We start from the raw sequence: 25,977 nt of genomic DNA, 5'->3' as shown, positions 1-25,977 counted from the left end.
TTAGGTACCGTCAAGGTACCGCCCTATTTGAACGGTACTTGTTCTTCCCTAACAACAGAGCTTTACAATCCGAAGACCTTCTTCGCTCACGCGGCGTTGCTCCGTCAGACTTTCGTCCATTGCGGAAGATTCCCTACTGCTGCCTCCCGTAGGAGTCTGGGCCGTGTCTCAGTCCCAGTGTGGCCGATCACCCTCTCAGGTCGGCTACGCATCGTCGCCTTGGTGAGCCATTACCTCACCAACTAGCTAATGCGCCGCGGGCCCATCTATAAGTGATAGCTAAAAGCCATCTTTTAATATGAGATCATGTGGTCTCATATGTTATCCGGTATTAGCTCCGGTTTCCCGAAGTTATCCCAGTCTTATAGGCAGGTTGCCCACGTGTTACTCACCCGTCCGCCGCTAACTTTTGGGAGCAAGCTCCCAAAAGTTCGCTCGACTTGCATGTATTAGGCACGCCGCCAGCGTTCATCCTGAGCCAGGATCAAACTCTCCAATAAGAGTATTGATTGCTCAATAATTTGTTACTTTAGAATTAAACGTTGACGCTTGTATTGTGTTCAGTTTTCAAAGAACTTTTTACTGCCGCTCAAAAGCGACTTTGTTAATATATCATGCTTCTTCTTATTAAGTCAACACTTATTTTAAAGTGTTAATTTCATAGATTCGAAGAACATAAAAATTATATTAACATAACATATTTAAAAAATCAAGATTGCAATATGTCGTTTTATTTATTTGAATCGGAACGACAAAATTAATAATATCATTTTAAATAAATCTTATCAACAACCAATTTATTACAAATATTATCTCATTTAATTATTTGGATATAACACCTACAAATATTCACAAATACAGAAAAGTATAAAACAGACGGAAATACATTCCGTCTGTTTTAACACCTCAACCATTTCTTAGATAAATTTACTTAAATCAGGATATCCACTTACTGCCCACGCACCATCCACAATCAAGCTTGCGCCATTTATATAGGAAGCATCATCACTGACTAAGAATAAAGCAGGTCCTGCCATTTCATCTGGTGCACCAGCACGTCTCATTGGGATACGCTCCATATATGCATCATTAATAGCATCAACATCTGTTAATCCTTTAGTTAGTGGAGTCGAAACTAATCCTGGTAGAATGGCATTTACACGGATATTATGCTGTGCTAACTCTAAAGCTGCATTCTTCGTTAACATTTCTACTCCCGCTTTTGCAGATGAATAAGCTGCTCCATAGAACATTGGAACATGAGCATTCAATGAAGCAACGTTAACAATCGCTCCACCTCCATTATCCTTCATGAATTTCGCTTCATGTTTTACAGATAAAAATACACCTTTTAAACAGAGATCAACCGTGAAATCCCAATCTTCTTCACTTTGGTCTACAATTGCACCTGCCTTGGAGGCACCAGCTACATTAAAGGCGTAATCAAGTCCACCAAATGTTTCAACTGTTTGATTTACTAGAGCCTCGATATCACTCTCTTTTGTCACATTGGTAACGCAACCGATTAGATTCCCTTTATAAGTTTCTTCAAGTTCTTTAAGCTTATCTGCATTCAAATCTGCAACTGCTACTTTTACGTTGGATTCTATTAAACGTTGAACAATTGCATATCCAATTCCAGAAGCTCCCCCAGTTACAATTGCGACTTTTCCTGATAAGTTTGTCATCAAATACACTCTCCCTTATGTAAAATAATTTTATTATTTCCTTTACGGTCTTACTAAAATTTTAGCTTGCTTTTTATCATTGATTAATTGATTAAAGCCTTCTTCAACAATGTCTTTCAATTCAATTTTCTTGGTGATTACAGATTTTATGTCTAATCTACCAGTTGCAATCATCTCAATAACTTCTGGAAATACATGTCTGTATGCAAGTGTAGATGTAATATCAGCAGCCTTAAACATAACTTGTCCCATATCAATTGCAACAGGTTTTGAATACACAGCTATTGCCATAACTTGTCCACCTTGTTTTACAGAAGCAACAGCACTTGTCATCGTTGGTTGAGCTCCAGCACACTCAAAGGCAACACTAACTCCACCGTTTGATAATTCAAGAATTGTTTCAACAATATCATCACGCATTCCATCAATAACCGTAGTTGCACCTAGTTCTTTTGCTTTTTCTAAGCGTTCTGTTGACAAATCAACTACAATTATTTGTGTTGCACCAGCTGCTTTAACAGAAAGTAATGTTAATAATCCGATTGGTCCAGCACCAAAAATAGCGACAGCATCACCCGGTTTTAATTTACTTTCTCTTACTGCATAGAAAGAAACCGCCGTTGGTTCAACCAATGCTCCTTCCTCAAATGAAACATTTTCAGGAAGAACATGCACCATGTTTTCATTAACGATTACATATTCAGCAAAACCGCCATCTTGGTTTAATCCAACAAAGCCAACCTTGCTACATTGGTTATAGTAACCTCTTTTACACGCATAGCATTCTCCACAGTATAGGAGAGGCTCGATTGCAACTCTTTCCCCAACTTGATAATGTGTTACATCATCCGCAACCTCTACAATTGTTCCAGAAAATTCATGTCCTAGTGTGATCGGTGGCTTTTGACCACTAATTGGGTGCGCTTCCATTGATAAGCCATGTAAATACGCATGTAGATCGCTTCCGCAAATACCTGCCCACTCTACTCTCACCTTCATTTTCCCAGATGAAATGACTGGCTCTGTTATCTCTTCAACACGTAGGTCCTTCACATCATGCCAAACTGCTGCTTGCATGGTATCCCCTCCATATTCTATAAATCTAGTACTCTTTAAGTATAACTCTTTGATTACTTTCGCAAAAGTTAATATAATTTATCATGTGTTAAGTATTACTTAAGGAAGTGAAATTATGAATATAGAACAGTTATCTTATATTTCAGAAGTTGCAAAGGTAAAATCGTTGGCAGAAGCCTCGAGAACATTAAACATTAGTCAATCCGCACTAAGTCAAGCCATTACGAAATTAGAAGCAGAACTCAACCTTAAACTGTTTCATCGTAATCGAACTGGCGCTATCCCAACAAAAGAGGGTAGTTTCATTGTTGAAAGAGCACAAGAAGCATTACATGCTATTTACCAAGTTAAAGAGGAAGCGAGAAATCAACTTAACAATAGTAATGATTTACTAAGGATTTCCGTAATACCAGGTTTAACAGGCCCTATCGTTGACACTTATTTATCTTTAAAAAGGGGCGGTTCTACTTTAAAAATAGAAGTCAATGAGAGAGCGAGCTTTGAAATAGTAGATGATGTAAGGAAGAATAAAATTGATATTGGTTTCATTGCCATTAATAAATCAAATTTAGACTCGATAGCTGATCTTCATTTCAATCCGATAATCCGGGGAAAAATTTTAGCTTATGTTTCTAAACAATCTCCCTTGGCTAACACAGAAGTAACAACTCCCGAATTATTAAGACAACAAACATTTGTCATTTATAAGGATGAGTATGTAGAAAATTTTATTACAAACTTCCAAAGATTATATGGTCCAATTGATATTTTCTTTAAAACAACTAATCTAGATGTAATATATAAAGCTGTTATAGAATTAGGTGCAGTTACCATTGGACATGATATATCTACTAAATTTAATGTGAACCACCCTCCTGACCAAATTATAGCGATCAATATGGTTGATTCGATTGATACCTCCTTTCGATTTGGATGGATTACGAAAAATGATAATATCCTTTCAAAGGAAGCGAATCGGTATATTGATGAGGTTAATCATGTAATAAGATAACGTTAAATCGTTTTTCTAGTAATTTGTTATACACTGCCTCTCTATGTTTCAATATTGCTTTCGTACCCAATATCCCTTGAAGTACCTAGAAATACAAAGGACAGGTTTATTGAATATCTTTCCAATAGAACCTGTCCAATCAACTCATGTCAACTGTTGCTCTGCAAAACTTCTATAAAGTTCGTGCCCTTCAATTAATTCCTGATGTGTCCCTTTACCTGTGACTGTCCCTTTTTCAATAAATATGATTTGATCGGCGTCCACGATGGTTGACAATCGATGAGCAATGACAAAGGTGGTGCGACCTTCCATGAGTCGTGATAAAGCTTCCTGAACAATACTCTCGGATTGACTATCGAGGCTTGCCGTTGCCTCGTCCATCATTAGAATTTTTGGATCCCGTAAAAAGGCTCGGGCAATCGCGATTCGTTGCTTCTGTCCACCTGACAGTTTCACACCGCGCTCGCCTACTTCGGTATCTAATCCATGTGAGAAAGCACGAATGAATTCATCCGCATAAGCCATTTTTGCGACTTCCCATAAACGATCGTCTGATATCTGAACTGCATTTTTCAAACCATAGCATAAATTTTCACGGATGGTTCCTGCCATCATCGCACTTTCCTGTGAGACATAGCCGATTTGACTTCGCCAAGATTCTAGTGATAGTTCGTGAATCGGAATGTCACCTATTCGAATTTCACCAGTTGTTGGCTCATAATAACGTTCCAGCAAACCGAACATCGTCGTTTTACCGCCACCACTTGGTCCTGCAAATGCAATCATTTGGCCAGGCTTTGCTACAAAGGATACATCTTGAATAACTGGCTCCTCCTCACTATAGGCGAAGGATACATGTTCAACATGTATTGGTAAATTCGAAATATCAAGGTCTTTTCCTTGTTGACCTTCTTCCAATGGAAGGTCGATGATATCAATAATCCGTTCTGTTGCACCTTTTGCTTTTTGCAGTTGCGTGAAAAACATCGCAAATGATGTAATCGGAAAAATAATTTGAAACAGATAAAGAAGGAATGCAACAAGTGATCCTGTTGTCATTGATCCGTTAGCAACACGGATTCCTCCATACCCAATAATGATTACAATTACAATCATGACGATGGTGTACATAATCGGACCGATTAGAGCGAAAATCTTCGCCTCTCTTAATCCATATGTAAGTAAGTTTCGAACTCCGTTGACTCCTTTTTCCTCTTCAAAACCTTCCGCTGTCGAGGACTTCATTAATCGAATCTCACTGATTGTTTGTTGAATCTTACCAGAAAATGTGGCGGTTTCATCCTGCAACCCTCGTGAGATTTTCGCCATCTTACTTCCAAGTGGCATCATGATGACCATTGTAAGCGGAACGGAAACGAGCATCAGAAGTGTCATTTTCCAATCCATAATTAACAAAATGATGATGGCCCCAATAATTGAAATAACACCAGTGATAAATTGCGGGAAATGCTGTGAAATTAAGTCCTTTACTATTCCAGTGTCATTGACTACTCGACTAACCGACTCCCCACTTTGTTGCTTATCGAAATAGCTGACAGGTAATCGGATGAGCTTTTCCCACATTTTCTCGCGCAATCGTGCAACAATCCGTTGACCAACTGCAGCAAGCATATAAGTGGATACACCATCAATCACCGCTTGTAAAAGAAACACAGCTGCAATGATCGCGATCAGCGTACCATTAATCGATATCCCGGAAAATCCATCCACAAGCTCTCGCGTTAATAACGGAATCGACAGCCCCACAAATGTTGTAATAATACTCCCAACTAAACCAAGCGTCAGCGCTGCCTTCGGAATATTCGTCGACAAAATCAACCGAAAAAACGGCCGCAACCCATTATCCTCTTTCTTCATACCTATTTACTCCTTCCTGGAAAAATGCACACCCGTCCTGGGACAGAGGGACAGGTCCATCGTCCCCATCCTACATTAATCCAAACATAGCACTCCTTTACCTACGAATCAAACGAGATAAAGTTACAACTATTGGACAGATATTTTGTGTCGGTTCCACCAACTGGGACACGGGACCTGTCCCTGCGACCCACGTGAAACCCGCCCCCTCCCATAGCAAGATAATCCATGTAAGTTGATAGGGAAATCCATGTTACCTTTGTGAGTTATGCGGTAATCTTACTTTACGACATTTTTTAGAAGGTGATGGATTTGGATGTGAAACCTATTTTTCGTGAGCATTTGATTCAAAATAGATGGGGATATATTATTGGTAGCATTTTGGTTACGATTTCCCTCATATTGCAACTAGTTGTACCGATGTTGCTTGAAGTCTTCACAGATGGTCTACAAACCTTTTCTACAAATAGCGATGAACTGATCCGGATTGCCTTTTGGATGGTCATAGTGGGAATTGGAGTATTTGCCTTCAGGTCTACAGGTAGAATTTATATTTTTCGTTTATCAAGATTGTTAGAACGTAATATTCGTGAACGATTATTTTCTCATTGGGAGACTCTGCAAACAGAGTACTATCAAAAGCAACGGATCGGAAACTTAATGGCACATGCTGTTAATGATGTAAATGTCTTAAGACAAATCGGTATGCAAGGTGTGTTCCAAACATTAGAAGCAGCCGTACTTATAACCGTGACAGTCATCATGATGGCGACGACCATTGATTTGTATTTAACATTATTAGTCCTTTTACCACTCCCTGGTTTAACCTACTTGGCCTATCGATTTCGCATAAAAATTAGGATGCACTCAAATCTTGTCCAAGAAGCGATTGGCAGCTTAACGAGCCGAGTCCAAGAGTATTGCTCTGGTATAAGAATCATTAAAACGTATGTCCAAGAAAAATCCGAACTAAAAAAATTCGAGCAGGACAATCAAACCAATGTAGCGGCAAATCAACAATTAATTCGTTCTAACTCCCTTTTCAACTCACTTAGTCAAGGAATCGTTGGGCTTAGCTACCTTACCTCGATTGTGTTTGGTTCCATTTTAGTTATGCAAAACACCATTTCTCTTGGTGAATTTGTCGCCTTTAATACGTATTTATCACTTTTAGTTGGTCCTATTGAAAATTTAGGTAAGGTTATCAATTTACTTCAACAGGGATCCGCGGCCGATTTACGCTTACGAGATGTACTTTCTACAAAACCTTCTATAAAAGACGAAGACGGAGTTGTACACATGCCATCTATTCAAGGCGACATTATGATTAAAGGGCTAACTTTTTTGTATCAAAATAAACAAGATCATGCACTTTCTTCTATTGATTTACACATACCAAAAGGCTCAACCTTAGCTATTGTTGGAAAAATCGGTAGCGGTAAATCGAGCCTTGTTCATCTACTTCTACGAATCTACAATCCACCTCGAAAAACCATCTTTATCGACCATACAGACATTCGGGATATACCGCTTAAAACATTGCGACAATCGATTGGGTTTGTGCCACAAGATCATTTTCTTTTTTCTACATCCATCAAGGAAAATATCGGATTTGATCCAAAGGGATATGCTGATCATCAAGTGGAACTTGCTGCAAAACAAGCCCATATTTTCCAAGATATTAAAGAGTTGCCACAAGGGTTTGAAACGACTTTAGGGGAACGCGGCTTGTCATTATCAGGAGGCCAAAGACAACGGGTTAGCATTGCTCGCGCCTTGGTGAAAGAAGCACCCATCATGATTTTTGATGATAGCTTGTCTGCTGTTGATTCAAAAACAGAAAAAAATATTTTACACACACTCAAAACGAAAATGAAAGATACCACGACAATCCTAATCAGTCACCGAATTTCTACGATTCAGCATGCTGACCAGATCATTGTACTTGACCGAGGAAAAATTATTGAGAGAGGAACACATCAGACCCTTTTAAAAAGCGACGGGGTATATAAAAAAATGCATAACCAGCAGTTGACCGGACAAAATGTACATCCGCCCCACTCCCACGGGAAACCAATTGCGATTAAGAGGAGGAATCGATGATCGAAAAGAATGAAACAAACCAACTCAAAAAATATAGCGATCAACAATTATTACGGAACATTCTTGCTTTTGCTAAACCGTATTGGAAGCTCTTTGTATTCTCTCTCCTGTTGACAACCTTGATTGTTATCGCAAGTCTGGCCCAGCCCTATTTAATTAAAGTCGCGATTGACAATCATATTAATGGAATCTATGCACCCATGGTTTTTGTCGACCAATCCGACAAAGACCAAGCATTACATATACTCGAAGAACAAGGTATTAAAGGGAAAGAAGTTACTACTTTTGAGGATCATACGTATTTTCGTATAACAGAATCTAGTGGTGATCTACCTGCTGGTGTGCAAAAAGCTAGCATTGTTTCGATCGAGGGAACACACTACCTCATTCATGGTTGGAATACTGGATTAAAGAATCCAAATAACTATGAGATTACAAACAATCAGATTACCATTAACGAAAATGCCTACCCGGTTATTTCCTTGCAAGGAGAGGCGGAGCAATTATTTCGCGGCCAAGATTATTCCGGAATGATTTGGCTTGGAGTTCTTTATTTTGTGTTGATTATTGGTTCATCCGTGCTTACGTATTTTCAAAATAACTCCTTACAATTTACAGGTCAATCCGTCATTTACGATATCCGGCAAACGATTATGAAGCACTTATCTCGTATGCAGGTTTCATTTTATGATAAAAATCCAATTGGTCGACTTGTCACAAGAATTACACATGATGTCGAAGCATTGAACCAACTTTATTCGCAAGTCATTGTAAATCTCATACGTGAAATCTTATTGCTACTCGGGATTATCGTGATTATGTTACAAATGAGCGTTAAACTTACATTGATTAGTTTTACAGTGATTCCATTCATCGCCCTACTCACGTTTTATTTTAAAAAGGTCATTCGAAACGCTCAACGCTATGTCCGTTTTGTCTTGAGTAAATTGAACGCCTATTTAGCTGAAAATCTATCAGGAATGAGTATCATACAGATCTTTGTTCGTGAAGAAAAGCAATTAGAGCAATTTAATGAATTGAACCAAGAACATTACCGGGCCGGGATGCGCCAAACCGTTTTAAATTCGATTTTTAACCCTTCCATTGGCTTCTTTGGTAATATTTCGATGGCTTTACTAATTTGGTATGGAGGCAGAAATGTATTAGACGGTGCCATTACGTTTGGCGTTGTGTATGCGTTCACCCACTATGTACGGCAATTTTTCGAACCGTTACGAGGTCTTGCCGACAGGTTTAATCAAATTCAAGCTGCTCTTGCATCTGCAGAACGGATCTTTGATACATTGGAGACGAAGCCTACGATTGTGAATAAAGTAGACCCTATTAAGCTCCCAAACAAGGTGAACGGAAAAATTGAGTTTAAGAATGTATGGTTTGCCTATCAGTCAGAAGATTGGGTGTTAAAAGATGTCAGTTTCACCATCGCACCTGGAGAAACCATTGGGATTGTGGGCGCAACGGGTGCAGGGAAAAGCTCTATCATACAATTAATCAATCGTTTTTATGATATTCAAAAAGGAAGTATCACATTAGATGGGGTATCGATAAAGGATGTTGAAGTAAGTGAGTTGCGAAAGCATGTGGGGATTATCCAACAGGACAGTTTTGTATTTTCAGGAACGGTATTTGATAATATTCGCCTAAATAATAAAACAATCGGTGATGAAGAAATAAGAAGAGCAGCCAAATCTGTTGGGATTGACCCCTTCTTTAAAAACCTACCACAGCAATACGAAACTTTACTAGGAGAACAAGGAACGGTGTTATCAACCGGGCAACGACAGCTTCTGTCCTTTTTACGGGCGATGATGGCAAACCCTGATGTCTTAATTTTAGATGAAGCCACTGCCAATATTGATACAGAAACTGAAATCGTTGTACAGGATACCCTTAAACGAATTTCGAAAAACCGAACAACGATTATCATAGCGCATCGCCTCTCCACCATCCAGCATGCAGATAATATCATTGTGTTAGATAAAGGGAGAATTATAGAAATGGGTACCCACGCCCGCCTTCTTCAACAAAAAGGCGCTTATTATCGCTTATGTATGAGCCAAAACAAACAACAAATGACGAAAAAACAAAAAACGAGACTATATCACTAATAGGTAAATGACTACCATTATTTCTGTTTTTCATCAGAAATGTGGTAGTCATTATTTGTTGATCTTACAAATGTCTTGTGATTATCACTAAATTGAGTCGGTGAAACACCTACGATTCTTTTAAAAATGCGGCTAAAATATAATTCATCCTGATACCCTACACTTTGGCTGATCTCTTTAATTCGGAAATCGGAAATCGCCAATAGTTCTTTTGCGCGGTCTATCCGAACATGGGTTAAGTAATCGATCGGGCTATAGCCCACATATTCTTTGAATAGACGTGCATAATGACTCGTACTCAATCCAGCCATTTTGGCTAAATCCGATAGATTCATATGTTCATGGTAATGATTCACAATATAATCGATAGTGGTATCGATGGCCATTGTCGAGTTTCCTGTAATCTTTTGTGAGCGAAAATCCTGAATAATCATCAGCAATAATTCGTGAAAATGCAATTTTCGTTGCATCGCCACTGTCGGACCTCTTCGTTTGGAGAGTTGATGGATTTGATCTAACACATGAATCATATTTCCCGTATTTGTAATTGGAAACACTCCCTGTAAAGGAAAGGATGTTGCTTCGGGACGTTCAAAATTCCAATGCCCTTTTTCCTCAAAAGCGACTGCATATGTAAAACGAACGAAATAAAATTCAAGTGGGTTTGATGAGGATGTCTTTTTTTCACAGACCATCCCCGGCCTAAAAATAACAAGTTTACCAGGTTTCAACTTATACTTTGTGCCGTCGATTGTTACTTCACCACTTCCTTTTGTAATAAACCAAAGGGAGTGGTGTGGCTGCTCACGGAACGGCTTATACCAGTCAGGCTTACACCTTTTGTAACCGGACAGTAATAATGAAAAGACAAGCCGATTTAAATGCTTCGCTATTTTCCCCGTATTCACCCAAGCACCACCTCACAAAAGAATCCCCATATCCTATTCACCAACATTTATTAATATTCCAATGAGACAGTGCTCCCTCGTCTCAAACGGACACCAAACCTTGTCTCTCAAGACACCATTTCCAATAACCTCCCATACATTGTAGTAAATGGGGTGATAATGTGAAACGTTGGTTGAAGTTTTTTATTTTATTTTACCTCTCAGTTTTATTTTTTGGCAGTTTTTTAGCGATAGGTGTATTGTGGGTTGGTGCACTTGATGAAACACTCCACATCCAGGAAAACATTAAAATGTTCCTATATTATTTCTTCGCTGGAGCCATTGGCGGTTCACTTCGGCATCTGTATATGTTCTGTTCCCATTATATGAACGATAGTTTAATTGATCCCCGTCATTGGGTCATGTATATTTTCTTCCCACTATTTGCTACAGGAACAGCAGTCATCGCTGTCACACTCATTCAAAGTGGGATTTTAATGATTGATTTCACCGATAATATTGACGGTCCATTCGCACAGGTTAGTGTCGCCTTCTTTGTCGGATTTGGCTTTAACCGATTTCTCAATAAACTCAATGAGATTTCAACAGGTTTGTTTGATATGAGAAAACAAGATCAAAAAAAGGGCTGAGTTTCTCAGTCCCTTTCAGATAGGAAGTGGTCCGGAGTCGGACCACTTTTTTAAATTAGATTGGCAAATACATATAAAATCACGATACTCACCAAGATTGTGATATTAGTAACCGTTGCAATTAACCGTATACTTTCATTACTATACTTGAATTCAACCGCAAATGGGATGACCGATGAAGCAACCGGAAGCAGCAGACCAATTAATACGGTGTATCGAAACATATCCTCGTATGGAAGCAGAAAAAACAAGGTGACTCCAATCAGTAAGCCCACGCCATACCGGAACGTTAAAAATTTAAACATCGGCTTCAAAAATTGCTTTTCAAATTTAAAATTTAAATAAAGCCCCAAAAGTAATAAGCACAATGGCATATTGGCTTGTGAAATGGTACTTGCCACATTAATGAGTATTTCCGGTAATTTGATATGACTTAAATTTAAAGTACTTGCAATCAAATACGTCATTAAGGGAATAGATTTCGTAAGTTTTTTTACAATCGAAATCGGTTTGAGACTTAAACCTTCTTCAGAAAAATAGCTACCTAAAATATAGCTAATCCCAAAGACAATTAAGGATGTTCCCACATCAAATATACTAAAATACGTCAATCCATCGATTCCCCAAATTGCAAAAACAAGTGGAAACGCAAATAAACCAACATTAAAACCGGACGACATCATTAAAAACGAACCCTTAAGCTCTTTTTCCTCATTTTTATAAATAACCATGCCCAATACAGATATGATGATTCCATAAACAAGGACAATAATCGGAATTAAAATAAGGTTCAGCTCAATTTCAACCGTATCAAACGTCACAAGCACTAACGCAGGGAGCGTAATTTTAAAAATAATCTTGGAGATCGTCTCTCCATCCTTCTCCTGCAAAATACCAATGCGCTTCAACACATACCCCAGCGCAATAATCAAAACAATATACAAAAACTCCTCATTCATAAAAACACTACTCCTCTGTTAGACAAAGTTGCTTGCTGGGTCAGAGGGACAGGTCCCGTGTCCCACCAATAATTCACATTCACTATATCAATCTACCTTTCAATTCTAATCAAAAATTATTAGAATTGATAGGAAAAAAATATCGAGAGCCCGCAAATGTTATGCTAAGCTCTCGATATCCAAATTACAGGTTTTATTGTATTTATTGGGTCAAAGGCCCCGTCCCTTGTCCCATATTAATGGGGAGATAGATTTTAAGAATGAACCAATTCGCATTGAGTTCCGCTTCCATCTTGCCGTTCATTTTTTCAATTAACTTTTTAGATAGATAAAGCCCCAACCCGCTTGCCTCGGTATTTGTTCGACTCGTAACTTCTGTATAGAATCGGGTAAATACCTTTTCGATAGCAACTTTGCTGTCGGGTTTGATATCATTATTAACGCTTAAAATAAGATAATTTCCCTCGTTCCTATAGCTGATTATCACTTTACTTTTGGCATAACGAAGGATGTTTTGAACAATATTCTGGATAACTCGTATGAGCATTAATTTATCAGCAATAATTTGTCTATCATTTATCTGTTCAGGAAATTGGAGCTCAATGTTCTTTTCCTCGAGTTGTTCATAAAAGGACAAAAAAATTTCTTCAACTAAGTTAGAGAGAAGAATCGGTGATAACTCTATTTCTCTTTGGTTCGTTTCAATTCGCGCCAAATCATAAAATTGATCGGTCATATCTATCAGACGTTTAACAGATTGTTCGATAATCTTTAAATAGTGCGCCCTTTTTGTTTCATCTGTAGTCGTATGTAAGAGTTCAACATACCCCTTAATCGACGTAAGTGGTGTACGTAAATCATGAGAGAGCCCAGCAATTGATAACTTCACATTCTCTTCCATCTGCTTTGCCTTGCGATTTTTTTCTTCAAAAGTATCAATTAATTGATTCCATTCATCGATTACGTTCATCAATGTCTTCTCACGAAAATCAAGTGAAAGCCTACCCCCAAAGCCAGAACGGGTCGGTAGTTCCTTAATCTCTTGTTTTAATTTACGGAGTTCTCGTTTTAAGAAGTAAATATAAAGAAGAAGCGCCAATGCAAGTGTGACAAATATCCATCCCCACATATCACTCACGCTCCTTCCTTAATCAAATTTAAAGCCAATTCCCCAAACCGTTTTGATGTAGGCTGTGCCCTCAAGGTTGAGTTTGTTTCGTAAATTACTGATATGCATATTAATCGTTTTTTCACTATCAAAAAATGGTTCATTCCAAACACTTTCATAGATATTAGCACGACTGAACACCTTTTGGGGATTCTCTAAAAACAGGAGAAGAATTGCGTATTCGCGACCAGTCAAATGAAGCTGTTTGCCGTTGATTTCGACTTCACGCGTGTCTAAATTCACACTGATATTTTTATAATGAATTTCTTTCAATTGACTAACCGAAGTACTTGCTGCATGACGCAATTGAATGTGAATCCGTGCAAGAAGTTCCTTCACATCAAAAGGTTTTATGATGTAATCATCTGCCCCATTTGTTAAAAGTTGCAATTTCGAATCCTGATCATTTTTTGCCGAAATCACAATTACGGGAACAGTAGAGTTTTGCCGGATCTGCTGAAGAAATTCTTCACCATTCATTCCAGGAAGCATCAAATCTAAAAGAACTAAATCGACCTGATTTTGTTCAAATAACAATTTCCCTTCAGTCCCTGAGAATGCGCTGAGTGTTTGAAAATCCTGTAACTCCAATGCTTCTTTAATAAGCGAGTGAATCGCCATATCGTCCTCAATAATTAAAATTGTTCCCATTTTGATCGACCTACTTAATATCAGTTCGGTTAAAAAATAGAATTCCTAAACCTGATGTTAACACAATTGTAATGATACTTACCAATACCATCTCTGGATACCTCGCAATATCAACTGGACTAGCGAAATCTGAATAAAACAAGAATGATTCCGTAAACCAGAATGTGACCTGCTTAAAATGTTCGGTTTGTTGGAAAATACCCGCACCAAAACCCGTCCCAATCGTATATATAAAACTCCAAACAAGGGAGATAGCGCTATTCTTGGTTAAAAAGCTAATCGCTACATAGATTGAAACATTCGCTAAAATTAATAAATAGAGGGTGCTAAAGGCTTTGAAAGTGAAGTTAAAATAATCACCTATCTCTGCAAATTCTCCAAAACCAAATACCACTGTGTAACTGATCATACCAATTGCAGTCAGTATAATGACACTAAATAAAGTTAGGAGTGCGGCTGTCACAAATTTCGAGAGATAATAATGTGTACGGCTACGCCCTAATGAAAGTGCATTTCGAATCGTTCCATTTTGAAATTCTTCTCCAACAAAAAAACTGACAAAAGCGCTTATGACAAGTAAAATGGTTAATGCATTTTTCTCCATCATTAAAATACCTGTTGCTCCATTAATAACTGTATCAACGGCTTGAACGAGTTTTGTTCCATAATGCACGGCTATTCTGCTATTAATTGCTTGATAAATAGGAAGTAACGAAAAAATACTTAAAACAATCCATAGTTTTTTACTTCGAAATAATTTAATTCTCTCTGCTGTTAAAAGATTAAGCATGAGTGTTTCCCCCTGTTAATTGTAAGAAATAATCTTCGAGTTTTTGTCTAGTTGTTCCAATTCGCGAAACGTCCACATCAGCTAACACTAACGAACGATTGATTGCAGCAACATTATCTAATTTTTCGTATATATTAATTTCAGAGCTATTTACGACCGCGTAATCCTTTATTCCTAATTCATCTAGTACGACAACTGCTTTTTGAACCTCAGTTGTTTCTATTTCAATGTATTGACGAGTTTCACGAGCCAGTTCTTCCTTTGAAAGTTCACTAATGATTTTTCCATTATGAAGAATACCGTAATGTGTAGCGATTTGCGAAAGTTCATCAAGTATGTGACTTGATAGTAAAACGGTAATTCCCCGTTCTGTAACCAATCGTTGAATAATTTCACGCATTTCTACTATTCCCGATGGATCTAGACCATTTATCGGCTCATCTAAAATTAAGAACTCAGGGTTTGTAATAAGTGTTGAGGCAATCGCTAAACGTTGGCGCATCCCTAACGAGAAGTTTTTCGTTTTCTTCTTACCAGTATGACTAAGGTTCATTAAGCGAAGTAAATCATCAATCTCTCGGTTGCTCACACCACCGTTTGCTGCTTGTACTTTTAGATTCTCTCGGGCCGTTAATTCCGGATAAAGGGCTGGCGTTTCAATCGATTGACCCATTTTTCGACGCGCCTGTTGCAATCCCCTCGAACTTGTTTCCCCAAACAACTCGATGTTACCTTCATCGATTTTGATTAATCCCATAACGATGCGCATGAAGGTTGATTTTCCAGCACCGTTCTCTCCGATTAAGCCGTAAATCATACCTCGTTTGATTTCGATCGATACCTTATCCAGTGCTTTATGTTTACCATATATTTTTGAAACATTGGTTGCTTTAAGAATCGTTTCTGACATAGCTATCATCCTTTCGATGTTGTACATTTAGAATAAGTTGTATGTATAAATAAATAGACTAGAAAAGTATAAAGAAAGTGTAAAGAATGGTTTATCCATTTAGCGTTTTAGTCGTATATGGTGTTTTCTTCCAGGATATTTTCCAATGATATCCAAAAGTCCTAGTATACCTGGTGTTTATGTTATTACATTTTCCATATATGTCCAACACCCTTGCTATATATGGTGTTTATGTTACGTCTTTTTCCACGATTATCCAAAAATCCTAGCATATACGATGTTTTCGTTGCATTTTTTCCGTTTTTAACCAAAATTTCTGTCATATTTAGTGTTTTAATTACAAAAAAAGAGCATCGATCCATTTGTGGATCGACACCCTCTTTATCAACCTAAAATTTTCATATCTCATCTGGGACACTGGACCTGTCCCTCTGTCCCATTTTCGTTAATGCCATTTATGATGTCGTTTAGGGTTACGTTTGCTAAAATTTTTTCCATGGCAAATTGGGCCTGTGTAAATAAGGGTTCAATTGCATTTTGAATATTTCTACCGACGGGGCATTCTGGATTTGGGTTGTCATGAACGCTAAAAAGCTCTCCTTCTCTTACCACATCAACGGCCTTATACACATCTAGCATTGTAATTTCTGCTGGCTTTCTGATTAGTTTTGCACCAGCAACTCCTGGGTGTACTTCAATTAAATTTGCTTTTTTAAGCATTCCCATAATTTTTCTAATAACTACTGGGTTTGTATTCACACTTGATGCTAAAAATCCTGATGAACATTCCCCCTCTTTCGTTATCTCTATGAGGGAAAGTATATGAATTCCAACAGAAAATCTGCTACTGATGGACATCGATTGTCACCTTTCTTTCATTCCTAGTCATACGTTTATTATACCTTAAAAGTTGAATGTATTGACATTTACAACACATGTAACTATAATCATTACATGTAATCAATTAAATTACAAGTTAAATCACATAGGAGGAATAGATCATGAAAGTTGGAATTATTGGTGCAAGCGGTAAAGCAGGAAGCCTTATTTTAAAAGAGGCTGTTGAAAGAGGACATGAAGTTACAGCAATCGTTAGGGATGCATCTAAAGTGCAAAACGATCAGGTGTCTGTCATAGAAAAAAATGTATTAGAGTTAAAATCAGCCGATGTTGAACATCTCGATGTAGTGGTCAACGCATTTGGTGCGCCACTTGGTGAAGAACAAGCCCATGTTGATGCTGGCCATGCATTAATTGAGGCTGTTAAAGGAACAGATACAAGAATCATTGTTGTTGGTGGTGCAGGAAGTCTTTATGTTGATGAGGCTAAAACTCTACAACTCATCGACACACCAGAATTTCCAGACTTTGTTAAACCAACTGCGAAAGGTCAGGCAAGAAACTTTCAAGAATTAATAGAAACAGCAGATATCACTTGGACATTCATCAGTCCTTCTGCAGTATTCAATCCAGAGGGAAAAAGAACTGGTGCTTATCAAACTGGTAAAGACAATTTACTAGTCAACTCTAAAGGAGAAAGCTACATTAGCTACGCTGACTTCGCTATTGCAGTAGTCGACGAAATCGAAAACCCAAAACACCTTAACCAAAGATTCACAGTCGTCGGCGAAGCTTAATGGGACACAGGGACAGATCCCTTGTCCCAGAACAGATGAATTATTACAGGCATACGGTTCACTATACCATCGTATGCCTGTTATTCTATTATTTTTATGAGGTCAACATATGAAAAACATAAAGAACTTGATTTGGCTAACTACTATTTTATTGATTGTCTTAGCTATCCCACTTCTAGTATTCAAACCTTGGGAAAAAAATCATGAAAAATTATTAAATTATACCGGTGAAATGGAGCCAAGACTTGGCTACGTTGAACTACAAGTTTCTAACTTAGATAACTCACTAAAATTTTATCAAGATATCATAGGTTTAAAATTATTAGAAAAGAACGGAAATACCGCGAAATTAGCAACTGATGGAGAAACTCCTCTTTTAACATTAATTGAGGAAAGCTCATTTGTTGAAAGACCAATGAGAACCACAGGTTTGTTTCATTTCGCCATATTAGTGCCAAACAGAGAAGAACTGGCCTTAACGTTACAACATTTAATAGATTCAGAGTACCCGCTCCAGGGTGTGTCTGATCATCAGTATAGTGAAGCAATTTACCTTGCGGACCCTGATCTTAACGGAATTGAAATCTATGTAGACAGAAATCCAGACCTTTGGCTTGAGGATAACGAAGGCGGATATGTAGGCGGAACGTACGAGTTAGATGTCAAAGGTTTACTTTCTGAAATTAACGGTAAAGAATGGAAAGGTTTATCCAGTAATACGAGATTAGGACATATGCACTTACAAGTGTCCAGTATCGAGGAATCACATAAATTCTATGTGGATGCTTTAGGATTCAATGTCGTATCTCAAGATTCCCAAATGTTATTCGTGTCAAAAGATGATTATCACCATCACATCGGAATGAACACTTGGGCTGGCGAGGGTTTACCTACACCTCCTAATAACGCTCTAGGATTGCGTTATTAGGAGGTTCATTTTACGAAAGAAGAATATATGCAAGCAAAATCAGATTTAACACGGTTTGGGTTTACATTCACAGAAGAAAATGAGGTCATTGCGACAGAGGACCCTTCTGGTAATCAACTAAAAATCATATTATGGGATTGAGAGACATGGTTCATTAGCCTAGTAAGGTTATGAACCATGTCTCTTTTTTCCATTTAATAGTGATTTTATATTAATAGTTATTACCATCGTTTTTATTACGGATTCATTACATTTTGCACTCCACTTTAAATACAAGTAGACACATATGAATAATAAGTTTAAACTGTATATAAGGTGTTTCAATTGTAAAAATTAATAAAACTTATCAAGAGAGGTGGAGGGGCTGGCCCTGAGAAACCTCAGCAACAGATTCGTTGAATACTGTGCTAAATCCTGCAAGCTAACAAGCTTGAAAGATAAGTGAGGTTATCCTAATCATAAAAAAGCCTCTTCTTATCTTGTTATTGGGTCTTCTAAAAAGCCAATTACGAAAGGAGAGTTATGATGATGGCCTTATTAAAAGATGCTGATGAGAAACGTAAAAATGAGATCATTCGGAAACTAATTGAGTGTAATCAATATAAAAAGGATGGAAAACATCTATTTGAATTATCCCTGCCCGAATTAGAACATGAATATTTTAAAGTACAATCTAAAGGACACCCACATACTGGTTATGGTTCGATACGTTGGAAAAACTTTTAAATCTTATCTATTTTCTCCAGGACCTAATCTTGAGTTAAATTATTAAATATGCAAAAAAGCTTGGATCACCATATGTGGCCCAAGCTTTTTGCATTTCTTAATACGCGGTCCAACCTGCATCTCCGGTGATAACTGTTCCGTTGACAAAACTTGCGTCATCTGAAGCAAGGAATAGTGCGATACTAGCGATTTCTTCTGGTTTTCCTGTACGTGGATTGAGGGCCAATCCTGGCATGATACGGCCCATTCCAAAATCACTTCTGCCAGTCATTGAGGCACTGATGTTTGTCTCAACACCTCCTGGTGCGATCGCGTTACAACGAATCCCACTTTGCGCATACATGAATCCTGTGTTTTTCGTGAATCCAACAACCGCATGCTTAGAAGCTGTATAGGCAGCACCCGCTCTTGCCCCTTGAAGTCCGCCTGCAGAAGCAACGTTGATAATAACCCCAGCCTTTTTCTCTAAAAAGATTGGCAGTACTTTACGTGTTGCACGCATCACGCTCGTTGTATTGACTGCAAAAATTCTTTCCCATTTCTCGTCTTCAATTTCCCCAGCTGGTTCAAAGTTGTCCATAATTCCTGCATTATTTACTAAAATATCTACTGTTCCATACTTCGTTACAGCAGAATTAATTAAGTGTTGAATGTCTTCTTCTTTTGCAACATTGGTCATAACAGCGATAGCTTCTCCGCCAATTGCCTTAATTTCATCAACAGTTGCTTTAGCAGCTTCAATATTAATATCAGAAACCACTACTTTTGCCCCTTCATTTGCGTACAGGATTGCAATCGATTTTCCCATACCAGAAGCGGCACCAGTAACAACAGCTACTTTATTCTCTAGTCTCATGTTCATTCCTCCACATATGATAGAATGCATTTTAATAAACAGTTGTTCACTAATCAACAACTACCTATAGTATAATAAGATGAATAATACGCTTACAATCAGCAAAACCATGACTAAGTGTTCACTAATGAACAAAAATATATGATTTTGTCTAGTATTTTTGTTTTATAAAACATGGGAGGATGTTTATGTCTAGTAATAATGACTATCTTGACCGAAGAATTGTGAAGTCAAAACGAGCAATGAAAGATGCTTTACTATCTTTAATGAATGAAAAAGATTTAAAGGAGATCTCGATATCAGATATTGTACGAGTTGCGGATCTAAATCGGGGTACATTTTATAAGCATTTTCAATATAAGGAAGATATTCTGCATGAGATTATGGATGAAGTGATCACCGATTTGATTGAATCTTATCGTGAACCATATAAAGGCGTTGAAGTTTTAGAAATTAAAAAACTATCTACGTCCGCGGTAAAAATATTTGACCATGTCTATAAATACGCAAAGTTTTATTCGCATATCGTCAAGACAAACACTTTAACAGGCTTTCAAAATAAGTTCTGTACTGTCTTAAAGGATCTCGTCTTAACTGACTTGCATGACGCACTCACCAATTCTAAAATTGATAGAGAGATTCACGCAAATTACCAAGCATATGCAATATTAGGGATGGTCGTTGAATGGATTAATGGCGGGTTTAAATACAGTCCGCAATTCATGGCAGAACAACTCCTCGAAATAATCAAATACAATCGGGCTGATTCTGTTGTGAAACCAGTGATAAAAAAATAGATGGGACAGAGGGTCCCACCTATTTACTTAATAAGTTCTTCCTTCCCTCTTCGCTTAACGAATTTATAAAATTGCTCCCGCTTTTTACCCTGTTCTGCATATGTAGAAATGATTTTTTCGATAGAATCATAGAGCTCGTCTGGTGTGAGGTTCTCCTGCAATAAGGTACCTACCTCAGCATCCTTTCCTTTTGCTTTCCCACCAACATATAAATCATAGTGGTCTTTCATTTTCATAATCCCGATATCGTTAACCAACGGCTCACCGCAACCAACCGGGCACCCCGTATATGCCACCTTAAGAGTAAATGGGACAGGCTTCCCAGCAATACGACGATTGATCTCTTTTGCAACCGGCATGCCTTCTTCCTCTTCCCCCTTGCAAAAATTGCACGTTCTTAAACTCTTAACGAAATTTCCGACTGGAAAACAAGTTAACCCCACCCGCTCGAATTCTTCCATGATTTCTTCCTTTTGATCTTCAGGGATTTCGATGTAGAGCTGTTGAAATGTCGTCAATTCAAGCTCCTCATCTTCATTCATATATTTAGAAATGGCCACAAGTTGCTTCGTTTTCAGTTTTGCACCAAAGCCAATGCCTCCATTTATGGCAATCTTAATTTTTTTCACATCGTCTCCCATCATAAACACACCCCTATTTAATACACCCGGCAGGTATATATCACTTTATATTTATAGACTATTTGTATCCCTAGTTTACTATACCCCCCTAATGTATGTAAACTGATTTTAACACCTGAACAAACCAAAAAAGCAACCACTAGGGGCTGCTTTACAAAAATCACCTAATAAAAGTGGCGTCACCAACATCCACATACATCGCTTTCCCACTGGTTGCGTCAATGGCACGGACGTGACCAACTGTATCTGGAAAATCTGCTACATAAGCAAGAGTATAAATGGACTGCCCGTCTTCATCATACTCACGGATAAACATTCGTTCCATTTTCAAATGCCTTTTATAGATTTCTTTTGCCTCATCAACTGAAATATCGGGTTTGATCGGTAGATTGTTATATAGTTCGAGGGATGGTACGTCCAAGTTGAAATGAGTTATATTTCCTGTATATCTACCAACCTGGATTATTGTCACATGGTTAGTAACTCGCAGACCTTGATGGAATAAATGAACATAGAAGGTGTAGGTTTCTTCAACTTCAATGTATACCTCATCCCAATCATGTAACTCCTCATCAAAAATTCCATCCTCATCAACATCTTCTTCAAGCTCAAATGCTTCTTCTCCCTCAATCTCTTCAATATCATCCTCAAACACATCATCGAATTTATCATTTTCCGTTTCAAAGACCTCCAGTCTAAATCGTTCATGAGCATCAGGAAACTGTTTAAACAACAAACTCATTGCCCGCTCTTGCGCATTCTCTAAGCCAATTTCTTCCCCACTATTATCATGTTCTTCTCCATTTTTAACGTGTAAAAGGCACCCTGTTTTCTCATCAAAACAAAGCCTGACCACATGATTGGACTCTTCTTCCATATCAAAAGAATACGAATCTACAGAGACTTGCTTGGACCAGACTTCAATCCGTTTCCCATCCACTACCTGCTTATCTAAAAGTGTATAATCAGATGTTAGACCGACTAGTTCATATACATCCTGATCAGGTGACTCTCGTTTTACTATGGTCAAATCCGTTGGATACTCTTCTCTTATACTTGGTGACACAGACCCGTCAACAGGGATTTCCATAACCTGCTCAATCACACTGTAAGATAGGTGGTAATTGTTATCTCCATTTTTATAAACTTCATGATCAAATTGTTGAATATTCAACTCGAAGTCTAGACCTTCGATGTATGTTTCCAAAGCTTCCTCTTCAGAGACAACGATATCAGCATAACGAATCTCATAGTCTTCATCTGTACTGTAAAAACTCATGATTTGACCTGAAGTCGAAATAGTTATTGTAAAACCAGTGCTATGTATAAACAAACCATACTTCTCATCTCTTTTTTCATACGTCACCATGTAGGGATTATCTAAATCTAGGATTCCCGAAAACTCGTATTCTTGCTGCCCTGGGAAAAAGGTGTCAACGAATTTTTTCGCAATCTCCGTTAATTCTTCTTTCTTGAGTGTTCCCTCAGGTGCATCATCCACTAACGAATAGCTCACTAACTCTCCCTTTTCATTCAGTGAATAGCTTCCGATAACTTCATCTGTACTTGTATCATAAATATCAAAAATTTCGTCTTCATACTCCGAAACTTGATCATACGCTCTTACAGGCAAAAATCCCTGCAACTTCTCCATCAATTTGTTCATTATATTCCTCCTTTCGTACAGTAGGACAGGTACATTGTTCCAAGCTGGGACGATGTACCTGTCCCCTTGTCCCAAAAAGGGAGTTCATGTCTAACCACGAACTCCCTTACTGTGTAATGTAATTTTATGCTACAACATCATAGCCTTCTTCTTCAATTGCTTCTTTCATAGCATCTACGCTTACTTTAGATTCATCGTAAGTAACATCTACTTTACCTGTTTCTAAGTGAACTTCAGCAACTGATACGCCATCTAAGTTTTTCAATGCGCCCTCGACTGCTGCTTTGCAGTGACCGCATGACATGCCTTGTACGTCTAATGTTTTCTTTTCCATGATGTTTTCACCTCCTTTAAATGGAAGAGTGTCTAGTACTATCTCAATCGGCTCGAGACAAAAATCGTCTGCTGAAGCCAAGCACTATTCTTATAATTTCACTCGTTTTAAACGAAGTGAGTTTGAAACAACACTTACTGAGCTCAATGCCATTGCAGCACCGGCAATCCATGGTGCAAGTAATCCAATCGCAGCGACCGGAATACCAGCTACATTGTATCCGAAAGCCCAGAATAGGTTTTGACGGATATTTTTAATTGTTTCGTGACTAATTTTAATGGCTTTCGGAATCAGCAATAGCTCCCCACCAAGAATTGTTAAGTCAGCAGCTTCGATTGCAACTTCTGTACCTGTGCCAATGGCAATCCCGATATCTGCTGTGACAAGAGCAGGTGCATCATTTACACCATCCCCAACCATGGCAACCTTTTTGCCTTTAGCCTGAAGCTCTTTCACTTTGTCAGCTTTTTCTTCAGGTAACACTTGTGCGATTACCTGATCGATTCCAACTTGTTTCGCAATCGCTTGTGCAGTTCTTTCGTTATCACCCGTTAGCATAATGACTTCAATACCCATCTCTTTTAATTGCTTAATCGCATCTGGCGCTGTTTCCTTGATCGTATCAGCCACGGCAATCATTCCGCGATATTCGCCATCAATTGCAATCAACATGGCTGTTTTTCCCTGTGTTTCATATTGAACTAGTTGCTCTTCAGAACCAGTAGTAATAATGAGATGATCCATCATTAATTTTCGATTTCCCACCAGAATGTGTTTTCCAGAAATTCTTGCTTCGATACCATGGCCGGGTATGGCTCTAAAATCGTCAACCTCTAAAAATTCGATATCATTCTCTGTTGCATAGGCAACAATTGCCTCTGCAAGTGGATGCTCTGAACCTTTTTCTGCACTAGCTAATAATTGCAATGCTTCATCGTCACCCGTAAAATCAGTAACTTCTGGTTTACCTTTTGTGATTGTTCCGGTTTTATCTAAAACAATTGCTTCAATTTGATGTGTACGTTCTAAGTGTTCTCCACCTTTGAATAAGATCCCGCTCTCAGCCGCTCTACCTGTTCCAACCATAATGGATGTTGGAGTGGCAAGACCTAAGGCACACGGACATGCAATCACAAGTACGGCAATCGCTGCGACTAATGCAGGCTCAAATTGACCTGGCTCCACAAAAGCAATCCAAATCACAAAGGTTAAAATTGCTATACCGATAACAATTGGAACGAAATAACCTGAAATCACATCAGCTAGACGTTGAATTGGCGCCTTTGAGCCCTGCGCTTCCTCCACTACTTTAATGATAGATGCAAGAGCTGTATCTTTCCCAACTTTTGTTGCTTCCATTTCAATAGCGCCGTTTTTATTAATTGTAGATCCAATTAGTTTTGCACCTGGATCTTTTTCAATTGGAATCGATTCACCTGTAAGCATTGATTCATCAACTGACGTTCTTCCTTTTACAACGATACCGTCTACAGGTATTTTTTCACCTGGTTTTACAAGGACACGATCTCCAACAACAACATCCTCAACAGGAATCATGACTTCTTTTCCATCTCGTATCACACGTGCTTCTTTCGCTTGCAGATTCAACAATTCGGAAATCGCATTTGTTGTATGGCTCTTTGCTCTTGCCTCTAAAAACTTACCGAATAAAATCAATGTAATTAAAACTGCACTCGTTTCAAAGTATAAATGTGGCATATAATGCGGATGTCCAATTGTTTTTATTGCTTCATATAAACTGTAGAAATACGCTGCACTCGTACCTAATGCGACAAGCACATCCATATTGGCTCCACCATTTCGAAGGTTCTTATAGGCACCCTCATAAAATTGCCAGCCGATAATAAATTGAACCGGTGTTGCTAATGCAAATTGAAACCATGGGTTCATAAAAATAGCCGGTACGTTCATTCCAAATAAATGAACAAGCATCGTTACTAATAACGGCGCTGAAAGCAGGGCCGATATAATTAATTTCGTTTTTTTAGATTGAAGCTCTTTTTCTTTGTAGGTTTGTTTTTCCTCAGCTTCTGCCTTTGGTTTCGCGTCATAGCCTAACTTCTGTATTTTCTCAATCAGGTCTTTGACATCAATCATCCCTGGGTTGTATTCAATTGCAGCACTTTCAGTTGTTAAGTTGACCGTTGCCAGCTTTACACCCTGTTGTTTATTTAAAACCTTCTCAATCCGATTAGAACAGGCAGCACATGTCATCCCAAAAACATCGAGTTCTGTTTTTTCCATGACAACGCCATATCCGATATTTTCAATTTTCTTAGTAATATCCTCGAGCGAAATCTTTCCTGGGTCAAAATTAACGGTTGCTTTTTCCGTTGTTAAATTAACCTGCGCTTCCACCCCGTCCATTTTATTTAACTGTTTTTCAATACGGTTGGAACAGGCAGCACACGTCATTCCCGTTACACCAAGTGTTGTATGTTGCATTGCACGCTGTGCCTCACTCATCAT

At 38.3% G+C, this 25,977-nt stretch carries 23 protein-coding genes, 1 rRNA gene and 1 riboswitch; of the genes, 8 read left to right on the top strand and 16 right to left on the bottom strand.

Going from position 1 to position 25,977, the window contains the following annotated elements; translation table 11 throughout:
- From ACFSFW_RS02315 to ACFSFW_RS02305, 3 genes are all read right to left on the bottom strand, one after another.
- Nucleotides 1-500, bottom strand: a 16S ribosomal RNA gene (locus ACFSFW_RS02315); the annotation flags it as partial.
- 417 nt (nt 501-917) lie between these two features.
- The gene (locus tag ACFSFW_RS02310; RefSeq protein WP_304219774.1) at nt 918-1,688 is read right to left on the bottom strand and encodes an SDR family NAD(P)-dependent oxidoreductase; all 771 of its coding nucleotides are present in this window, start codon (nt 1,686-1,688) and stop codon (nt 918-920) included.
- A gap of 42 nt (nt 1,689-1,730) precedes the next feature.
- The gene (locus tag ACFSFW_RS02305; RefSeq protein ID WP_388034852.1) at nt 1,731-2,765 is read right to left on the bottom strand and encodes a 2,3-butanediol dehydrogenase; all 1,035 of its coding nucleotides are present in this window, start codon (nt 2,763-2,765) and stop codon (nt 1,731-1,733) included.
- Between the two features lie 115 nt (nt 2,766-2,880).
- Between ACFSFW_RS02305 and ACFSFW_RS02300 the strand changes: the two genes are divergently transcribed.
- Nucleotides 2,881-3,777, top strand: a complete 897-nt coding sequence (locus tag ACFSFW_RS02300; RefSeq protein ID WP_388034849.1) for a LysR family transcriptional regulator — start codon at nt 2,881-2,883, stop codon at nt 3,775-3,777.
- Nucleotides 3,778-3,921: 144 nt separating this feature from the next.
- Here ACFSFW_RS02300 and ACFSFW_RS02295 read toward each other — a convergent pair whose 3' ends face one another.
- Nucleotides 3,922-5,655, bottom strand: a complete 1,734-nt coding sequence (locus tag ACFSFW_RS02295; RefSeq protein WP_304219777.1) for an ABC transporter ATP-binding protein — start codon at nt 5,653-5,655, stop codon at nt 3,922-3,924.
- A 318-nt stretch (nt 5,656-5,973) separates the two neighbouring features.
- Here ACFSFW_RS02295 and ACFSFW_RS02290 point away from each other — a divergent pair, with 318 nt between their 5' ends.
- A complete protein-coding gene (locus ACFSFW_RS02290; RefSeq protein ID WP_388034880.1) occupies nt 5,974-7,758 on the top strand; it encodes an ABC transporter ATP-binding protein in 1,785 nt (594 codons plus the stop codon).
- Nucleotides 7,755-9,887 (top strand): ABC transporter ATP-binding protein, encoded by a 2,133-nt coding sequence (locus ACFSFW_RS02285; protein ID WP_388034845.1) that lies wholly within the window; start codon nt 7,755-7,757, stop codon nt 9,885-9,887. The genes ACFSFW_RS02290 and ACFSFW_RS02285 overlap by 4 nt, the downstream gene beginning before the upstream one ends.
- A 17-nt stretch (nt 9,888-9,904) precedes the next feature.
- Here ACFSFW_RS02285 and ACFSFW_RS02280 read toward each other — a convergent pair whose 3' ends face one another.
- Nucleotides 9,905-10,795, bottom strand: a complete 891-nt coding sequence (locus tag ACFSFW_RS02280; protein ID WP_388034842.1) for a helix-turn-helix domain-containing protein — start codon at nt 10,793-10,795, stop codon at nt 9,905-9,907.
- A gap of 161 nt (nt 10,796-10,956) precedes the next feature.
- Between ACFSFW_RS02280 and ACFSFW_RS02275 the strand changes: the two genes are divergently transcribed.
- Entirely contained in the window at nt 10,957-11,424 is a 468-nt protein-coding gene (locus ACFSFW_RS02275) for a hypothetical protein (protein WP_304219781.1), read from the top strand.
- Between the two features lie 50 nt (nt 11,425-11,474).
- Here ACFSFW_RS02275 and ACFSFW_RS02270 read toward each other — a convergent pair whose 3' ends face one another.
- The 6 genes from ACFSFW_RS02270 to ACFSFW_RS02245 form a co-directional block, all read right to left on the bottom strand.
- On the bottom strand, nt 11,475-12,383 hold the full coding sequence (locus ACFSFW_RS02270) for an AEC family transporter (protein ID WP_388034839.1): 909 nt from the start codon (nt 12,381-12,383) through the stop codon (nt 11,475-11,477).
- A gap of 202 nt (nt 12,384-12,585) precedes the next feature.
- Nucleotides 12,586-13,512, bottom strand: coding sequence for a sensor histidine kinase (locus tag ACFSFW_RS02265; protein WP_304219783.1), 927 nt, complete (start codon nt 13,510-13,512; stop codon nt 12,586-12,588).
- Nucleotides 13,513-13,530: 18 nt separating this feature from the next.
- Complete coding sequence (locus ACFSFW_RS02260) at nt 13,531-14,202, bottom strand: response regulator transcription factor (RefSeq protein ID WP_388034835.1); 672 nt, start codon at nt 14,200-14,202, stop codon at nt 13,531-13,533.
- Between the two features lie 10 nt (nt 14,203-14,212).
- Nucleotides 14,213-14,992: a DUF2705 family protein gene (locus tag ACFSFW_RS02255; protein ID WP_388034832.1), complete on the bottom strand. Its 780-nt coding sequence runs from the start codon at nt 14,990-14,992 to the stop codon at nt 14,213-14,215.
- Nucleotides 14,985-15,902, bottom strand: coding sequence for an ATP-binding cassette domain-containing protein (locus ACFSFW_RS02250; protein ID WP_388034830.1), 918 nt, complete (start codon nt 15,900-15,902; stop codon nt 14,985-14,987). Before ACFSFW_RS02250 ends, ACFSFW_RS02255 begins: the two co-directional genes overlap by 8 nt.
- Nucleotides 15,903-16,307: 405 nt before the next feature.
- Nucleotides 16,308-16,760 carry an Rrf2 family transcriptional regulator gene (locus ACFSFW_RS02245; protein WP_304219787.1) on the bottom strand — a complete coding sequence of 151 codons (453 nt, stop codon included), beginning with the start codon at nt 16,758-16,760 and terminating at the stop codon, nt 16,308-16,310.
- Nucleotides 16,761-16,903: 143 nt separating this feature from the next.
- Here ACFSFW_RS02245 and ACFSFW_RS02240 point away from each other — a divergent pair, with 143 nt between their 5' ends.
- From ACFSFW_RS02240 to ACFSFW_RS02230, 3 genes are all read left to right on the top strand, one after another.
- Nucleotides 16,904-17,539, top strand: coding sequence for an NAD(P)-dependent oxidoreductase (locus tag ACFSFW_RS02240; RefSeq protein WP_304219788.1), 636 nt, complete (start codon nt 16,904-16,906; stop codon nt 17,537-17,539).
- A 109-nt stretch (nt 17,540-17,648) separates the two neighbouring features.
- A complete protein-coding gene (locus ACFSFW_RS02235) occupies nt 17,649-18,467 on the top strand; it encodes a VOC family protein (protein ID WP_388034826.1) in 819 nt (272 codons plus the stop codon).
- A 340-nt stretch (nt 18,468-18,807) separates the two neighbouring features.
- Nucleotides 18,808-18,911: riboswitch (SAM riboswitch) on the top strand.
- An 81-nt stretch (nt 18,912-18,992) separates the two neighbouring features.
- On the top strand, nt 18,993-19,193 hold the full coding sequence (locus ACFSFW_RS02230; protein WP_304219790.1) for a Fur-regulated basic protein FbpA: 201 nt from the start codon (nt 18,993-18,995) through the stop codon (nt 19,191-19,193).
- A 97-nt stretch (nt 19,194-19,290) separates the two neighbouring features.
- On the opposite strand, the gene ACFSFW_RS02225 is transcribed toward ACFSFW_RS02230, so the two are convergent.
- The gene (locus ACFSFW_RS02225) at nt 19,291-20,049 is read right to left on the bottom strand and encodes an SDR family oxidoreductase (RefSeq protein WP_388034822.1); all 759 of its coding nucleotides are present in this window, start codon (nt 20,047-20,049) and stop codon (nt 19,291-19,293) included.
- A 188-nt stretch (nt 20,050-20,237) separates the two neighbouring features.
- Between ACFSFW_RS02225 and ACFSFW_RS02220 the strand changes: the two genes are divergently transcribed.
- A complete protein-coding gene (locus ACFSFW_RS02220; protein WP_304219792.1) occupies nt 20,238-20,846 on the top strand; it encodes a TetR/AcrR family transcriptional regulator in 609 nt (202 codons plus the stop codon).
- Nucleotides 20,847-20,869: 23 nt separating this feature from the next.
- Here ACFSFW_RS02220 and ACFSFW_RS02215 read toward each other — a convergent pair whose 3' ends face one another.
- The 4 genes from ACFSFW_RS02215 to ACFSFW_RS02200 form a co-directional block, all read right to left on the bottom strand.
- Nucleotides 20,870-21,487 carry a nitrite reductase gene (locus ACFSFW_RS02215; RefSeq protein WP_388034877.1) on the bottom strand — a complete coding sequence of 206 codons (618 nt, stop codon included), beginning with the start codon at nt 21,485-21,487 and terminating at the stop codon, nt 20,870-20,872.
- 160 nt (nt 21,488-21,647) lie between these two features.
- Nucleotides 21,648-23,153, bottom strand: coding sequence for a YcdB/YcdC domain-containing protein (locus tag ACFSFW_RS02210; protein ID WP_388034819.1), 1,506 nt, complete (start codon nt 23,151-23,153; stop codon nt 21,648-21,650).
- Between the two features lie 124 nt (nt 23,154-23,277).
- Nucleotides 23,278-23,487 (bottom strand): copper chaperone CopZ, encoded by a 210-nt coding sequence (gene copZ, locus ACFSFW_RS02205; RefSeq protein WP_388034874.1) that lies wholly within the window; start codon nt 23,485-23,487, stop codon nt 23,278-23,280.
- A gap of 90 nt (nt 23,488-23,577) precedes the next feature.
- Nucleotides 23,578-25,974 carry a heavy metal translocating P-type ATPase gene (locus tag ACFSFW_RS02200; protein WP_388034816.1) on the bottom strand — a complete coding sequence of 799 codons (2,397 nt, stop codon included), beginning with the start codon at nt 25,972-25,974 and terminating at the stop codon, nt 23,578-23,580.
- Nucleotides 25,975-25,977 lie beyond the last annotated feature (3 nt).

It is taken from the genome of Ferdinandcohnia salidurans (genome assembly GCF_042680725.1).
In the GTDB taxonomy this organism is placed as follows: domain Bacteria; phylum Bacillota; class Bacilli; order Bacillales; family Bacillaceae_L; genus Ferdinandcohnia; species Ferdinandcohnia salidurans.
Note: the sequence above shows the minus strand (reverse complement) of the source record. Positions and strands in the feature narration are given on the sequence as shown.

Excerpts from the sequence above, each read along its gene's own strand:
- ACFSFW_RS02285 (WP_388034845.1), top strand. The coding sequence starts at position 7,755 with ATGATCGAAAAGAATGAAACAAACCAACTCAAAAAATATAGCGATCAA.
- ACFSFW_RS02220 (WP_304219792.1), top strand. The coding sequence starts at position 20,238 with ATGTCTAGTAATAATGACTATCTTGACCGAAGAATTGTGAAGTCAAAA.
- ACFSFW_RS02250 (WP_388034830.1), bottom strand. The coding sequence starts at position 15,902 with ATGTCAGAAACGATTCTTAAAGCAACCAATGTTTCAAAAATATATGGT.
- ACFSFW_RS02310 (WP_304219774.1), bottom strand. The coding sequence starts at position 1,688 with ATGACAAACTTATCAGGAAAAGTCGCAATTGTAACTGGGGGAGCTTCT.
- ACFSFW_RS02270 (WP_388034839.1), bottom strand. The coding sequence starts at position 12,383 with ATGAATGAGGAGTTTTTGTATATTGTTTTGATTATTGCGCTGGGGTAT.
- ACFSFW_RS02265 (WP_304219783.1), bottom strand. The coding sequence starts at position 13,512 with ATGTGGGGATGGATATTTGTCACACTTGCATTGGCGCTTCTTCTTTAT.
- ACFSFW_RS02255 (WP_388034832.1), bottom strand. The coding sequence starts at position 14,992 with ATGCTTAATCTTTTAACAGCAGAGAGAATTAAATTATTTCGAAGTAAA.
- ACFSFW_RS02215 (WP_388034877.1), bottom strand. The coding sequence starts at position 21,487 with ATGGGAGACGATGTGAAAAAAATTAAGATTGCCATAAATGGAGGCATT.
- ACFSFW_RS02260 (WP_388034835.1), bottom strand. The coding sequence starts at position 14,202 with ATGGGAACAATTTTAATTATTGAGGACGATATGGCGATTCACTCGCTT.
- ACFSFW_RS02200 (WP_388034816.1), bottom strand. The coding sequence starts at position 25,974 with ATGAGTGAGGCACAGCGTGCAATGCAACATACAACACTTGGTGTAACG.
- ACFSFW_RS02240 (WP_304219788.1), top strand. The coding sequence starts at position 16,904 with ATGAAAGTTGGAATTATTGGTGCAAGCGGTAAAGCAGGAAGCCTTATT.
- ACFSFW_RS02305 (WP_388034852.1), bottom strand. The coding sequence starts at position 2,765 with ATGCAAGCAGCAGTTTGGCATGATGTGAAGGACCTACGTGTTGAAGAG.
- copZ (WP_388034874.1), bottom strand. The coding sequence starts at position 23,487 with ATGGAAAAGAAAACATTAGACGTACAAGGCATGTCATGCGGTCACTGC.
- ACFSFW_RS02230 (WP_304219790.1), top strand. The coding sequence starts at position 18,993 with ATGATGGCCTTATTAAAAGATGCTGATGAGAAACGTAAAAATGAGATC.
- ACFSFW_RS02300 (WP_388034849.1), top strand. The coding sequence starts at position 2,881 with ATGAATATAGAACAGTTATCTTATATTTCAGAAGTTGCAAAGGTAAAA.
- ACFSFW_RS02295 (WP_304219777.1), bottom strand. The coding sequence starts at position 5,655 with ATGAAGAAAGAGGATAATGGGTTGCGGCCGTTTTTTCGGTTGATTTTG.
- ACFSFW_RS02210 (WP_388034819.1), bottom strand. The coding sequence starts at position 23,153 with ATGAACAAATTGATGGAGAAGTTGCAGGGATTTTTGCCTGTAAGAGCG.
- ACFSFW_RS02245 (WP_304219787.1), bottom strand. The coding sequence starts at position 16,760 with ATGTCCATCAGTAGCAGATTTTCTGTTGGAATTCATATACTTTCCCTC.
- ACFSFW_RS02225 (WP_388034822.1), bottom strand. The coding sequence starts at position 20,049 with ATGAGACTAGAGAATAAAGTAGCTGTTGTTACTGGTGCCGCTTCTGGT.
- ACFSFW_RS02235 (WP_388034826.1), top strand. The coding sequence starts at position 17,649 with ATGAAAAACATAAAGAACTTGATTTGGCTAACTACTATTTTATTGATT.